This window comes from Pseudomonas sp. THAF187a (genome assembly GCF_009363395.1).
In the GTDB taxonomy this organism is placed as follows: domain Bacteria; phylum Pseudomonadota; class Gammaproteobacteria; order Pseudomonadales; family Pseudomonadaceae; genus Aquipseudomonas; species Aquipseudomonas khazarica.
Genome location: NZ_CP045349.1, coordinates 4629636 through 4643398 on the forward strand (window position 1 = coordinate 4629636; position 13763 = coordinate 4643398).

General features: G+C 56.6%; 11 protein-coding genes and 1 pseudogene. 9 read left to right on the forward strand and 3 right to left on the reverse strand.

Annotated elements, in window-relative coordinates:
* Positions 1–32 precede the first annotated feature (32 nt).
* From FIV02_RS21640 to egtD, 7 genes and pseudogenes are all read left to right on the forward strand, one after another.
* Positions 33–1160, forward strand: a complete 1128-nt coding sequence (locus FIV02_RS21640; protein ID WP_152489748.1) for a Fic family protein — start codon at positions 33–35, stop codon at positions 1158–1160.
* 160 nt (positions 1161–1320) lie between these two features.
* Positions 1321–2090 (forward strand): annotated as a pseudogene (locus FIV02_RS21645) (NERD domain-containing protein).
* A 180-nt stretch (positions 2091–2270) separates the two neighbouring features.
* Entirely contained in the window at positions 2271–3551 is a 1281-nt protein-coding gene (locus tag FIV02_RS21650) for an ABC-three component system protein (RefSeq protein WP_152489749.1), read from the forward strand.
* On the forward strand, positions 3548–4243 hold the full coding sequence (locus FIV02_RS21655; protein WP_152489750.1) for an ABC-three component system middle component 1: 696 nt from the start codon (positions 3548–3550) through the stop codon (positions 4241–4243). The genes FIV02_RS21650 and FIV02_RS21655 overlap by 4 nt, the downstream gene beginning before the upstream one ends.
* Positions 4227–6566 (forward strand): AAA family ATPase, encoded by a 2340-nt coding sequence (locus FIV02_RS21660; protein WP_152489751.1) that lies wholly within the window; start codon positions 4227–4229, stop codon positions 6564–6566. Before FIV02_RS21655 ends, FIV02_RS21660 begins: the two co-directional genes overlap by 17 nt.
* Positions 6567–7126: 560 nt before the next feature.
* Positions 7127–8410 carry an ergothioneine biosynthesis protein EgtB gene (gene egtB / locus FIV02_RS21665; RefSeq protein ID WP_152489752.1) on the forward strand — a complete coding sequence of 428 codons (1284 nt, stop codon included), beginning with the start codon at positions 7127–7129 and terminating at the stop codon, positions 8408–8410.
* 2 nt (positions 8411–8412) lie between these two features.
* Entirely contained in the window at positions 8413–9375 is a 963-nt protein-coding gene (egtD, locus tag FIV02_RS21670) for an L-histidine N(alpha)-methyltransferase (protein ID WP_152489753.1), read from the forward strand.
* A gap of 122 nt (positions 9376–9497) precedes the next feature.
* Here egtD and FIV02_RS21675 read toward each other — a convergent pair whose 3' ends face one another.
* Positions 9498–9656, reverse strand: coding sequence for a YqaE/Pmp3 family membrane protein (locus tag FIV02_RS21675; RefSeq protein WP_003084988.1), 159 nt, complete (start codon positions 9654–9656; stop codon positions 9498–9500).
* A 148-nt stretch (positions 9657–9804) separates the two neighbouring features.
* Here FIV02_RS21675 and FIV02_RS21680 point away from each other — a divergent pair, with 148 nt between their 5' ends.
* Positions 9805–10440: a response regulator transcription factor gene (locus tag FIV02_RS21680; RefSeq protein ID WP_152489754.1), complete on the forward strand. Its 636-nt coding sequence runs from the start codon at positions 9805–9807 to the stop codon at positions 10438–10440.
* A gap of 3 nt (positions 10441–10443) precedes the next feature.
* Here FIV02_RS21680 and FIV02_RS21685 read toward each other — a convergent pair whose 3' ends face one another.
* On the reverse strand, positions 10444–12075 hold the full coding sequence (locus FIV02_RS21685; RefSeq protein ID WP_152489755.1) for a hybrid sensor histidine kinase/response regulator: 1632 nt from the start codon (positions 12073–12075) through the stop codon (positions 10444–10446).
* 188 nt (positions 12076–12263) lie between these two features.
* Between FIV02_RS21685 and FIV02_RS21690 the strand changes: the two genes are divergently transcribed.
* Complete coding sequence (locus FIV02_RS21690; RefSeq protein WP_134676475.1) at positions 12264–12632, forward strand: hypothetical protein; 369 nt, start codon at positions 12264–12266, stop codon at positions 12630–12632.
* 10 nt (positions 12633–12642) lie between these two features.
* Here the strand turns inward: FIV02_RS21690 and FIV02_RS21695 are convergent, their stop codons facing one another.
* Entirely contained in the window at positions 12643–13743 is a 1101-nt protein-coding gene (locus FIV02_RS21695) for a GGDEF domain-containing protein (RefSeq protein ID WP_152489756.1), read from the reverse strand.
* Between the last annotated feature and the right edge of the window lie 20 nt (positions 13744–13763).

Consider the following 13763-nt stretch of genomic DNA (forward strand, 5'->3'; position numbering starts at 1 on the left):
AGGCTCGCCAATCGGCTCACAGATGCCCCCTTATGAATGAACCGCTCTGGATCTGGCAGCAGCCCAACTGGCCGCACTTCAGCTGGCAAGGCGAAACGCTTGCCCCGCTGCTGCGTGCTTGCAGTCAGGCTCAGGGGCGTTTGTTAGGAATGCTCGGTGCGGTGGGCAATGACACCGAAGTGCAGAGCAGCCTGGATGCCATGCTGCAAAACATCGTCACCTCTTCTGCCATCGAGGGTGAGCAGTTGAATGTCGGTTCGGTGCGTTCATCACTGGCGCGGCGCTTGGGGCTGAGCGAAGAAGGTCGAACCACCTCTCGCTCCGAAGGCCTGGCGGAACTGCTGCTCGATGCCACCCACGCACATCAAGAGCCGCTAGAAGAACAGCGACTGTTCACCTGGCACAGTTGGTTATTCCCCACCGATGACCAACTTCTGGCTCGACCACTACACATCGGCGCACTGCGCGGCGAAGAGCCCATGCAGGTAGTTTCGGGTCGGATAGACCGCCCTACCGTGCATTTCGAAGCCCCTCCCCGCGCAGGGTTGGAAGCGCAACTGGCGGACTTTCTCGCCTGGTTCGAAAGCAGCCGCAGCGATACCAGCCTCGACCCGTTTCTTCGCGCCGGTATCGCACATTTCTGGTTCGTGACCCTGCACCCCTTCGATGACGGCAACGGTCGCCTCACCCGCGCTATCACCGATCTGGCATTGGCTCAGGGCGAACAGCAGGCCATCCGCTTTTACGCGATGTCCGCGAGCATCCTCGAGGACCGCGCCGGCTACTACCGCATCCTCGAAGCCAGTCAGAAAGGTGGGCTGGATATCACTGCCTGGCTGCAGTGGTTTCTGAAGACACTGCTCAAGAGCTTGGAGCGGGCACTTGCTCGGATTGACCGTGTGCTGGTCAAGGCGCGCTTCTGGCAGGTACACCGCAGCCAAACGCTATCGGCGGAGCAGATCAAAGTGCTTAACCGTCTGCTCGATGGCGGTGAAAGGGGTTTCGAGAACGGTATCAGCGCGGCGCAATACCAAGCCGTGGCCAAGGTATCCAAAGCCACCGCCACCCGTCACCTGGGCGACCTGCTGCAAAAGGGCTGCATCGAGCGACTACCCGGTGGCGGGCGCAGCACGCGTTACCAAATAGCGCTGAGTAGCTAAACCGGGCTCACCAGCCCCTAGTGCGTCATCACGCCATAGGACAATAGTCGCGCCCCCTTGAGCCCTTGAAAGCAATTAGCCATTATCCGGATGTGCCAGGCACCTGGATTTCGGCACACCTGCTCGCCTCTCTAACAAGCAGCTCGGCTCAAGGAAGAAAATGGATTACAGCCCGATAGTCGCCCAGGTCTGGGGCATGCTGACCTGGTTCATCCCTGCAGCCCTGCTGATCGCCCTGCTCAAATCGCCGTGGGCCAAGGGGCAGATCGGCGAACTGCTGGTGCGCCTGTTCGCCCACTGGCAACTGGACAAGCAAACCTACCGCCGCCTGCACAACGTCACCCTGAACACGCTAGACGGCACTACACAGATCGACCACGTATTCCTCTCGCCCTACGGCATCTTCGTGCTGAAAACGAAGAATATGAGCGGCTGGATCTTCGGCAGCGAGAAACAGGCGCAGTGGACGCAGAAGCTCTACAAACGCACCTTCAAATTCCAGAGCCCGCTACGCCAGAACTACAAGCATCTCAAAGCCCTGGAAGCCACCCTTGGCGCTAGCCCCGAGCAACTGCACTCGGTGATCACCTTTGTCGGCGGTAGCACCTTCAAGACCGAAGTGCCGGCCAACGTGACCCAGGGCATTGGCTTTATCCGCTATATCCAGTCATTCCAGCAGGCGGTATTCAGCGAGGCCGAAGTCGACGCCATGCTGCACACCCTGCAAAGCGGCCGTCGCGTGCCGAGCCTCGCCACTCACCGCGAGCATGTGCAGAACCTCAAGCGCCGTAGCGATCCGACAGCCGAGCGGCAATGCCCGAAATGCAGCAGTGCGCTGCTGATTCGTACCGTGAAATCTGGGACGAAGGCGCTTCAGCAGCTCGGGGGTGTTCAGCATTCCCTCAGTGTCGAACGGTGCAGAGTTTTTGAAATGCATGTGAGAACAATAATCTGTGATCTGCTCCCAATTACCCCAGCAAGAGTACCGGCAGCAATTCTGGGCATACTCCGCCTTTCCGAATATTGTCACGCAACCTAATCTGCCAAGGAGCCAGTTAGGAAACGTGACTTGAGTCCAAAGACTCCCTTTACGCTTAGATTGGATGCGTCATGGCTAGGAATGATATCGAGGCTAGTTTACCTCACACCGCAGTAGCCACTTGGGGTGGATACATATACCAAGGCAAGGTTGCTCTTTATCACTGCTTGACTTTGATCCTTGACGACTTAGATCTCAGTGAAAACCTTTCCTTACAGCTAGATAGCATTGATGATTTTGCAGTACTTTTAGGTGACACTTGCCAGTCTATACATCAAGTTAAGGCTTACAAAAGCGAAGAGTTCTCTTCTTATGAGTCAGCAATTACAGAGCAGATAGAAAAAGCCACCAACCATCCTAATTGCAGCGCATTCCTTCATGTATCAAAAAAGATCAAGCTCCCCGATAACTTCATTTCAAACTACTTACCAGTTTCCTTGTATGAATACAAAAAAGGGTCAAATTCGGAAAGCTACTGCGCCCTTGCGGAAATAGACGCCCTTCTAGAAAACACCATAAAACAGATATATGCAAGATACCATACCAGCGCCCCCCACAAACTCTCTACTGAATACCTGGATTGGTCAAGAAACCTACTGGAAGATATCGTTGTAAAAAAAGTTATCGCAATGCATTCTGAGATACAGCTATCAAAGACTGCTATCCAGCGCCAAGTGGCCAATCGTGAAAAAATTGAATTTAAAAGATTCATCAGCGTTTTGGAGCAAAACCTAACCTCTTCGATTCTCAACGAAGAATATTTCTTCTCAGTCATCATTAAAGACCTAGGAATTTACTTTTCTGAGTTCTGTGATGACAACGACCTACAAGGAGAAGAACTTGAAAAGCTTAGCCGCTGCGTCGCGCAAATCAGCCAGCTAGATACCGAAGGACTAAAATCTTTTATCCGTTCAATACTACCAAACAAGAAAGGTCAATTTAGCTCGCTGGTAGAATACAAAGACGAAGCCTTCACATCAAATGACCTACAACTAGGGTTATTTAGAATATTTCACGAACTGGTCGAATCTACTTACGACCCGTCTCGCAAGGTTAAGAATTTCTTCTGGAGCCTCCCCAACGGGGATTTTTACCCTACAGCAATACACCAAGGACCTAGCAGCGCTGGTGCAATTTGCAAACGAATTGTTGAAGGAGCCATAAAACATGATGTGGAATTCTTATACGAAAGCGGGACACTAATAACATCCGACATCAATGCCGAGTCAATTTATTCGGTACTATGTGTCGGAGCTCGTAGTGAAAGCTATCAAGAGCACAGCAAGTTCAATAAGTTTAAAGAAATAGCTCTAGTCTCTATTGCTAACATTCCAGATGAGATAAAAAAGTGAGAGATTTAGTCGCCAGCCTGTTTTCTCAAAATGGATATAGACTTCTCATCGGAGAAGGATTTGATTTTTTTATCCCGGAAGACAAAGACAGCCAAACATACTGGCTGGTTGTAGAGACCGATCCGAAGCAAGTTATCAGTAGCCAGCACCTATGGCTCGAAAGATGCCAAGAGCTATATCGGCATGAGTCGATACAGAAGAACACCAACTTGATTTGCCTGTGGCAGGTAGCCGAAATTAGCCCATCTGTGATAAGCCAGGTTCACGAGGCAGAAGAGGATCTATTCTTCTTTAAGAAGCACGTTATTTACTACACCCCAATTGAACTTAACAACCTTCACGAAATGCTGGGCGAAGGCAATTTCTCAGAGACGATACATAGCGCACTGAATAGTTCGACTGTTTTTTCAGACTACAAAAAACTTTTGGGGACGGGAGCCTGGCAGGAACTTGTTTTCAGACTCGTTATAAAACTAGGCTTCATCGATATTGGCGACGGCGAACCGGCTGACATACAAGAACTATATTCCAAGCATAAGTCCAAGATCCAAAAAACAAAGCAACCAGAACTCTTGGCATTCATTGAGTCGGCCGTATTGGATTTAGACTTTGAAAGCACAAGTGATCCAGAGTTGGTTTTGGATGAGTTGGCCTCAAGGATTGTAGGAACTGGATATGAAATCAAATATTAAGAAGCTTACGCTTGAAAATTTTAAAGCATTTCATTTCTATGAATTCAAAATAAACTCCAACAATCTAACTGTACTGGATGGCCCCAACGGATTTGGGAAGACCTCTTTTTTTGACGCAGTGGAACTCCTATTAACAGGCAATATAACGCGTTACGCCTCATTAGAGGCTGACACTGTGGATGGCCGCTCAACCGTTAAAGGGAGCCCACTAACTTACGACTTGTCATTACCAGGGACAGAGGTTTCTATTTCAGCTGAAGTAGAGACAGGTAATGGTATATTTCACCTAAGAAGAAGCGCTATCAAAGCCGACCTTGATGAAGGAAAGGGCTTAGGCCTTAACCTATTCAAGCTTTATATTTCGTCAAACAATGGCGAGTGGCAAGAGGTTGCAAATGAAGCACAGATCCTTGAAAAAATTCTCGGCCCCGGCTACAAGCAGAACTATAGACTCTTCCATTATGTCGAGCAAGAAAATAATACCGCGGCACTAAAAAGCAAGGGTTCAACCAAACAAAAGAAAATTGATCATCTATTTGATGTTGGCGACTATAGAGAGAAGTGTAATAAAATAGCCGCGATTAAAAACGCAATAAGTAAGCTAAAAACAGCTGCCAAAAAAGAGGCCCTCGAACTCCATAAAAATGAGTTAAGCGAGCTGCGCCAATCTGTCAGTAACAACACACTTAATGCTGAAGACATTGTTTACGAACGACTGATCAGCGCCACGCTACAACCGTGGGATCTCGAAACCATTGACACAAAACCCTCAATCATATCCAGTTGGCTAGAAGCCGACGGAGTATTGAACAAGCTAAAAAAATTTCGCCAAAACGCCGTTATTTTTTTCAACTCCAAACATAACAATTCCATTGATAAAAGCTTAAGACCAAAACTGCAGGCCATTGAGAGCCTACTGAGATTTGGAGGTCAATTAGATGGTATTGCTGACTCTCGCAAAGAGGTGATGCGCTATGATTTCGCAAAGTCACTAACAAGCAAATTAGAAAACAGCCTACACCAACCTCTAAACTTGAATTTCGAAATCAACTCAGACATATTCAATGAATTTAATTTTGGACTTGACTACAAGGAGTTTATCTCAGCCGCAGCCTCAGTGCGCTCAATTGCAGAAAGCGCAGACCTTGTCGAGCTTGCCTATAATGAGCTCTTGAGCTCGCGCGATACATTCATAACGAAATTTTCTAATACCCACTTAAAACATAACAGCTCTGATTGTCCGGCGTGCGGGTATGAGTGGGGCACTAGGGAAAATCTGTTGCGGCAGTTGGACTTGCATAGAATCTCTTTAGAAGCTCTAGTTGAGTCAAACGGCAAGAACTTAAAAAATAGTGTCGATGAATTCAAGACCAAAATAGCCAGCCCCATTCTTAAGATCTTGGAGCACTATATTGCAACTCACTATCACACGATTGAATACAAGAGAAAGCTTATTGCTCTTAGCGAGGAGCAAATCTCGTACCTGCAACGACTTAAATACTCATATACATCTTATCGTATAGATCTGAGCAGGTTCTACTGCAAAGATTTTTCTTTAGAAGAGACGCTAAAAATAAAAGAACTCGAGGACGAAGTACGCCTATTGTACCGAGAAGTTAATTACGATTCTATTGAAGAATACTTTCAGGAATTTTTTGAACAGATTTTTCTTTCAGATGAAAAATCAGTCATGCAACTTGATATTGAGGCCATTAATAGAAAACACTCCTATTTAAAACTAGCTTATATCCGTGGCACACACATAGAAATCGCAAGCAAAGAAGCGGAAGTTTTAAAATTGGATGAGACATATCGAAAAGCTGTTTATTTAAGCAAGGCACTAGAAAAGCTGGTTGAAATTTACACAGACAATCTAAGCTCCTATATCTCCTCTGTCGCCAAAGGCATAGAGGTTCTCTTTCACGTGTACTCTGGCCGTCTTTTACAAAATTTTCAAAATGGACTCGGCATCTTTATTGAGACTGATGGAAAAAGCCTTTCTTTTCGTGAGCATCCTAATAAATTACATGACGCTATTTTCTCAATGAGCTCAGGCCAACTCTCCTCCTTGGTTCTGTCCTTTACACTTGCCCTAAATAAGCGATATGCAAAAAATTCCATACTTCTAATTGACGACCCTGCACAGAGCCTGGATGACATTAATGTTGCAGGCTTCATTGATTTATTGAGGAATGAGTTCTCTGAACGCCAAATTATTCTGTCAACACACGAAGATGAAATATCCTCTTACATGAAGTACAAATTCAAGAAACACAACTTAGAGGCAGAGTCTATTGATTTTAAAAGGACTCTTCATGTTTAACTTATGGTTATCGCGCACATCCCTCAAATAGCGCTCGGTTACTCTCATGGGTGCGTACTCCCAAGAAGCTAATAGCTGGCTGATCAAAGCCTCGCCTGACAAGCTATGCTGCTGGACAGAGTCCGCAACAATTGGCTGTCGGGCTGAAAAATCAGTACACTAGAGGTACAGTTCCGAGCTTCTACAGGTTTCGCAAAATTTCGCTGAAGCCCAGTAACGACGATGCTTCCAGCTTATTTTACTTGCGCTAAGCTGCCTACCGTTTTGCTGGGATTGAGGCATTTCTAGGCAACTCATAATCCTTTGTTCCACGATCCGAGTCTGCGTGGATCTGCCATCTTCAAAGCCGCGCATTGCGTGGCTTTTGCCTCCATAGAGTTGCCACAGCCGCTTCGCTCACTGGCGTGATTGGCGCCGCTTCCCAGCCCTCGCAAGGCCAATACCCACTGACCTCGGCGACCTGTCATCCGAACGTCATGCTTTTGCCGGAACCTTTGCCCTGTTCGCCCGGTCGGCTCTAAGAACCGTCGCCTCCGCGACGCCAGCAAAGGACGCGCGACATGCCAAACCGCGCCAGCAGGATCGACGCTGCACACCTTCACCTCGAACGCCTATGGCAGCGTTATCAGTGGGTGCGCGCCGCCAGCGAGCGACTCTGCGAGCCGCTGGAGCGCGAGGACTATGTGATCCAGAGCATGCCGGACGTCAGCCCGCCGAAGTGGCATCTGGCGCATGTCACCTGGTTCTTCGAAGCCTTCGTGCTGCGGCCCTTCCTGCCTAGCTATCGTCCGCTGGATGAGCGCTACGACCACCTGTTCAATTCCTACTACCAGACCCACGGCACGCCCTTCGAGCGGGCGCGGCGCGGGCTGTTGTCGCGGCCGACGGTGAGCGAGGTGTATGCCTACCGCAGCCATGTCGACCAGGCCATGGCGCAGTTGCTGACCCGGCAGAGCGGCCAGCTCGCCGACGAGATTCTGCAGCGTATCGAGCTGGGACTGGAGCACGAGCAGCAGCATCAGGAGCTGCTGCTGATGGACATCAAGCACATCCTGGCGCAGAACCCGCTGCGCCCGGCTTACCGCGACGACCTCAAGCCCGGCGCTGCCACAGCGGGCGAGCTGCAGTGGCTGCGCTTTCCCGCCGGGCTGCGGCATGTCGGGCATGCCGGCGAGGGCTTCGCCTTCGATTGCGAGCAGCCGCGCCATCGGGTGTTCGTCGACGACTTCCAGCTGGCCAGCCGGCCGGTGAGCAACGGCGAGTACCTCGAGTTCATCCGCGCCGGCGGGTATCGCAGCACCGCGCTGTGGCTGGCGGATGGCTGGGACCATATCCAGCGCGCCGGCTGGCAGGCGCCGCTGTACTGGCTGCGCGAGGGTGACGACTGGCTGGAGCTGACCCTGGGCGGCCCGCGCGAGCTGGACCTCGCCGCACCAGTCTGCCACCTGAGTTACTTCGAGGCCGAGGCCTTCGCCACCTGGGCGCAGGCGCGCCTGCCACGTGAAGAGGAATGGGAAGTCGCCGCGCAGGACGAGCCGCTGCGGGGCAACTTCGTCGAGAACGATCACTTGCAGCCGGTGGCCGCTGGCGCGGGCGAAGGCCTGCAGCAGCTCTACGGCGACGTCTGGGAATGGACCGCCAGCGCCTACCGGCCCTACCCCGGCTTTCGTCCGCTGGGCGGCAGCCTGGGTGAGTACAACGGCAAGTTCATGTCCGGGCAGATGGTGTTGCGCGGCGGCAGCTGCGCCACCCCCGAAGACCACGTTCGCCCCACCTATCGCAATTTCTTCTACCCCACGATGCGCTGGCAGTTCTCCGGCCTGCGCCTGGCCAAGGAGCTTTGAGCATGGCACTGGCACTGCGTAGCAACGAACGATCCCTGAGCCCGGAACAGGAGGCGTTGCGCGACGAGGCATTGCGCGGCTTCGCGGCCTGGCCGAAAACGATGTCGCCGAAGTTCTTCTACGATCACCGTGGCTCGCAGCTGTTCGAGCTGATCTGCCAACAGCCCGAGTACTACCCGACGCGCACCGAGGAGACCATCCTGCGCCTGGCCGCGCAGGACATCGCCGCGCTGGCCGGGCGCAACGCCAGCCTCGTCGAACTGGGCAGTGGCGCCAGCCGCAAGATCCGCCTGTTGCTCGAAGCCCTGCGCCCGGCGCGCTACCTGGGCATCGATATCTCCCGCGAGTTCCTGCAGGCCAGCACCCGCCGCCTGGCCACAGACTATCGCTGGCTCGACGTGCACGCCCTGTGCGCCGACTTCAGTCAACCGCTGAAGCTCCCCGGCGATGCGCTGGGACAACGCCCGCTGGCCTTCTTCCCGGGCTCCAGCATCGGCAACTTCGACCCGGACGAGGCGCGCGCCTTCCTGCGCAATCTGCACCAGGCGCTGCCGGCCGGCAGTGGTCTGCTGATCGGCGTGGATCTGGTCAAGGACCGTCAGGTGCTGGAGCGCGCCTACAACGACCATGCCGGGGTCACCGCGCTGTTCAACCTCAACCTGGTCGAGCGCATCCGCAACGAGCTGGACAGCGACATCGACCCGCGCAGTTTCCAGCACCGGGCGTTCTACAACGAGGCCGAATCGCGCATCGAGATGCACCTGATCAGCCGGCAGGCGCAACAGGTCAGGATCGAGGACCGGGTGTTCGACTTCGCCGCCGGCGAGACCCTGCACACGGAGAACTCCTACAAGTACACGCCGAGCGGGTTCCGCGATCTGGCCGGCAGCTGTGGCTTCGCCTCGGCGGCCATGTGGCGCGACCCGGCGCAGCTGTTCAGCGTGCATTTCTTGCGGCGGGAGTGAAACAACGAATGACGAGCCGCTTCGGAGAGCGGGCTGGGGGAACTGCGGCGTGATCGTCTCCCCTCTCCCGCTGGCGAGAGAGGGGCTCCGTTCCTTGCATCGCTGCGGGCGGGAACAGGCCCTCAGCGCTTGGCGATGATGTACACCGCATGCACGATGCCGGGGATGTAGCCCAGCAGGGTGAGCAGGATGTTCAGCCAGAACGCACCGCCGAAACCGACCTGGAGAAACACGCCCAGCGGCGGCAGCAGAATGGCGATGAGGATGCGGATAAGGTCCATGTACGACTCCTTGGCATTCCATGAGGTGTACTCACACAGACCCGGCGCGACGCTCTCCGGTTCAGTTCGGCGGCATGGCTGGAGAAAACATCCGCTGGCGCCGACCGGCATATGACTTTAGTCTGAGGGCCAGACGGAAGCGCCCACCATGTCCGAACCCTCACAACAAGAACGCATAATCGTGGCCGACGACCACCCTGTTTTCCGGGATGGCCTGTGCCGTATCGCCCAGCGAGTCTTCCCCCAGGCGGAGATCCTCGAGGCGGGCGACATGGACGAAGTGTTGAGCCTCGCACGCGACGGCAAGGCGCCGCGCCTGTTCATGCTCGACCTGCTGTTCCCCGGTCAGTCCCCGCATGCCATCAGTGCCTTGCGCCAGGAGTTCCAGCGCAGTTCCATCGTGATCGTGTCGATGGTCGATAACCGCGAGCTGATCGATGAGGTCATGGCCTCAGGTGCCGACGGGTTCATCGGCAAGGCGACCCCTCCCGAGGAAATCGCCGAGTCACTGCTGGCCGTCTGCGCCGGGGAATTCGTCATGGCGCTGGGGCCGTCCGGCGTACCGGACTTTGCCGAGAACCGCCACCTGCTGGAACAGCTGACGCCGCGCCAGCAGGATGTGCTGCGCCTGGTGGTGCGCGGGCTATCGAACAAGGAGATCGCCCGCGAGCTGGATATCTCCCCGTTCACCGTCCGCATCCATGTCTCCTCGCTGCTGCGCACGCTGGACGTCAGCACCCGTGCGGCAGCGGCGGGTATCGGCGCCAAGGCCGGGCTGGTGTAGCGCTCAGGCGGCCTTGAGCTTGAGCTTCAGCGCCACCAGCAGCGAACGCAGTTCGGCGGGCTGCACCGGCTTCGACAGGATCGGCGTGTTGCCATCGCCCACCTGCTCCTGCACACGGCGTACGTCGTGCCCGGTCATGATGATCGCCGGCACCTCGCGTCCGCTGTGCCGGCGCAGGTGACGAATGCAGTCGGCACCGGAGACTTCGGTGCCGAGGTCGAAGTCGGTCACCACCAGGTCGAAATGCATCGACGCATCGGGCAGCGCATCGAAGGTCGCCACCTCGCAACCCCACTTGCGCAACAGGGTCGCGGTCGCCAGCAGCACGTTCTGATCGTCCTCGATCAGGCACACGCGCAAGCCGTCCAGCATCCTCGGCGCCTGGGCGCTGCCCGCGTGGGTCGAGCGGCCTTCGCTCGGTGCCTCGACCCGCTGCAAGCCGTCGATCATCGCCCGCGTGCCTCGGCCCTCGACGGAGCGCATGCTCACCCGCAGGTCCATCAGCGTGCCCAGGCGCCTGACGATGGCGAGGCCCAGGCCCATGCCGTCGACGTCGCGGTCGCGCTCCTGACGCACGCGATAGAACTCGTTGAAGATGCTGTCGAGGTGGCCGACCGCGATGCCCCGCCCCCGGTCGTAGACCTCGATGGCGAGGCCCTGGCCGCGACGCCGACAGGCGATCAGCACCGGCTTGCCCGGCGCGTATTTCAGCGCGTTGGACAGCAGGTTCTGCAGCATGGTGGTGAGCAGCGCCGGGTCAGCGCGCACATACAGTGGTGGGCAATGCAGACGGATCTCGACCCCGGCCCAGCGCGTCGCCTCGGCATTCTGCTGGATGAGCTGCTGCAGCAGAGGACGCAGCTCCAGCGTCTCCATTCGCGGCACTACCTTGCCGCTGTCCAGCGAGTACATGTCGAGAATCGAGCGGAACAGGCGCGCGACGCTGTGCAGCGACTTGTCGATGTTTTCCACCAGGCGCCGCTGCTCGGCGCCCAGGTCGCTGTCGCGCAGGCAGGCGGTGAACAGGCTGATGGAGTGAACCGGTTGCCGCAGGTCATGGCTGGCCTGCGCGAGGAACTGCGACTTGGCGCGGTTCGCCGCCTGTTCGGCCTCGGCGGCTTCGCGGGCGCGCTTGAGCAGCGTGTGCAGGTAGGCAGGCGCCATCAGGGCCGTCAGCAGCAGCGTCGCCACCAGGTAAGGCTGCGACTGCCAGTACTCCGACATGCAAGCGGTCAGGATCAGGGACAGCAACGCCATCAGCGTCGCCCGCAACAGGTAGCCGAAGCCGTAGCGCAACCCGTAGCCGATCGTGACCCAGACCAGGATCGCATAGATCGGCAGCATCAACTGGCCACCGTTGACCAGCGTCAGGGTGATCCCCGTGTAGTCGTTGAGCATGGTGAGCATGCGCCGCCAGGGGCGGTTTCCCGGACGGCGCATGACGTCGCAGCGAATGATCATCGCCAGCACCAGCAACGCTGCGTACAGCGCCAGCGCCTTCCAGACCGGGCCAGGCTCCATCAGCGAATAGCGGTAGAGCAGCACGGTATAGCTGCTGACGATCGCCACGAAAATCAGCCGTACTCCGGCCTGGGCGAGCTCGGTGTCGTAGGAAACGGGACCCTTCCTGGGCATGCTGACACTCCCTGCTGAAACAGCTTTCGTCGTTACCCCGACACCTTAGGCCCTGGGCAGCGAACGCGGCAAGGACCATAGGCGGGCACTAGTACACCCGTACTATTCCTGGCCTGTCAGCCCCTTCCTAGAATCGCGGACAACGCTTCGGCACTGGGCCGAGGCCTGGTGATCGAAGGGAATGTCCGATGAATATCAATGGAAGCCTGGGCTTGGTCCTGGGTGCTGCCGTACTGACGGCGCTGACCGGCTGCCTGCCACAGAACACGCAGAGCCAGGGCCTGCAGAATGCCCAGATGGCCAATGACCCATGCGCCCCGAGTGCAACCAGCAGCCTGATCGAAACCGGGCGCAGCCTGCTGGACATGGCCAACACCGTGCTCGAGACGCAGCAGAGTTTCAACGGCAACTCCGCCACCTACACCCAGCGCATGCAGGTCGCGGAGAACGCCCAGCGGGTCAACCAGGGGCAGAACGTGCTGAACAACGTCGAGAAACTGGCCGGTGCCAACCAGCAACCCTGCGTAGCGCCCGCACCAACCAGCGCGACGCGCTGAGCGCGCTCGCTCACAGGCGCACGTCGAACTTGTCCAGCAGCAGTTCCCCCGGAACGTCCGCGCTGACCAGTTGATTGCGCCCGCGCTGCTTGCCCCGGTACAGGCGGCGGTCGGCGCTGCGGTAGAGCTCGGCGGCGCTGCGTCCGTCCGCTGGCCAGGCGGCCAGGCCGAAGGTGGCTGACAGCGCGATCAGCTGGCCGTCGTACTCAAGCGGCTGCTCGGCGACCTGCTCGCGGAGCAGCTCCACCAGCGGCTCGGCGCCCGCACTGTCGGTGTGCCGCAACAACAGGCCGAACTCCTCGCCGCCCAGGCGCCCGAGGAAATCCGTCACGCGCAGGCGATGCTGGAGTATCTGGCAGATGTGCTGCAGGGCCATGTCCCCCGCCTCGTGCCCCCACTGGTCGTTGACCTGCTTGAAGTGGTCGACGTCGAGCAGCGCCAGCACCAGGTGCCCGTTGCTGCGCTCGACCTCCTGGATGCTGCGCTGCAAGGCATGCTGGAAGCTGCCACGGCTGGCCACGCCGGTCAGCGAGTCGGTCTGCGCCAGGCGCTCCAGCTCCAGATGGGCCTGCATGCGCAAGCCATCGTAGATATGCACGAAGACCAGGATGAGGACACCGCACAGGGCCGCATTGCCCAGGTCGATCAGGCCACGGGTATCCAGGTTCAGGCGGTTGTCGGCAAAGTACAGCAACAGGCCGGCGAGCATGAACGGCGCGGTCAGCAGGAAGGCGCGCTGCTTGCCCAGCAGCAGGTAGGCCAACAGCGGGATCATGTACAGCCAGACGAACGCCGCCGCTGAGGCATCCGGCATGACGATGATGTAGAGGATGAAACAGAAGGTGGGGACCAGGTACAGGTAGATCCACAGGTTGAGGTGGCGCGCCCGCCCGATGCGACTGGCGCCGAACAGCAGCAGCGCGGTGCACAGCACTTCGAGGATGGCGAACGGATAGTTGCCGGCCAACGCCTGCAGCACGGCAAAGCCACCCAGGGTCAGCCCCGTTGCCAGCAGGATGGTGCGCATCAGCGCACGCTTGCCCGACTCACGCAGCCCTTCGCAGTGCTCCGTGCCTACATCCCTGTGCTCGTTATAGTCGCCATCGCCCATGTTCTTGCCCAGCGGTACCG

What these genes read in the sequence shown, in the direction of transcription:
- FIV02_RS21690 (WP_134676475.1), top strand. Translation starts at nt 12,264, where the DNA reads ATGAATATCAATGGAAGCCTGGGCTTGGTCCTGGGTGCTGCCGTACTG.
- FIV02_RS21685 (WP_152489755.1), bottom strand. Translation starts at nt 12,075, where the DNA reads ATGCCCAGGAAGGGTCCCGTTTCCTACGACACCGAGCTCGCCCAGGCC.
- FIV02_RS21675 (WP_003084988.1), bottom strand. Translation starts at nt 9,656, where the DNA reads ATGGACCTTATCCGCATCCTCATCGCCATTCTGCTGCCGCCGCTGGGC.
- FIV02_RS21640 (WP_152489748.1), top strand. Translation starts at nt 33, where the DNA reads ATGAATGAACCGCTCTGGATCTGGCAGCAGCCCAACTGGCCGCACTTC.
- FIV02_RS21680 (WP_152489754.1), top strand. Translation starts at nt 9,805, where the DNA reads ATGTCCGAACCCTCACAACAAGAACGCATAATCGTGGCCGACGACCAC.
- egtD (WP_152489753.1), top strand. Translation starts at nt 8,413, where the DNA reads ATGGCACTGGCACTGCGTAGCAACGAACGATCCCTGAGCCCGGAACAG.
- FIV02_RS21695 (WP_152489756.1), bottom strand. Translation starts at nt 13,743, where the DNA reads ATGGGCGATGGCGACTATAACGAGCACAGGGATGTAGGCACGGAGCAC.
- FIV02_RS21660 (WP_152489751.1), top strand. Translation starts at nt 4,227, where the DNA reads ATGAAATCAAATATTAAGAAGCTTACGCTTGAAAATTTTAAAGCATTT.
- egtB (WP_152489752.1), top strand. Translation starts at nt 7,127, where the DNA reads ATGCCAAACCGCGCCAGCAGGATCGACGCTGCACACCTTCACCTCGAA.
- FIV02_RS21650 (WP_152489749.1), top strand. Translation starts at nt 2,271, where the DNA reads ATGGCTAGGAATGATATCGAGGCTAGTTTACCTCACACCGCAGTAGCC.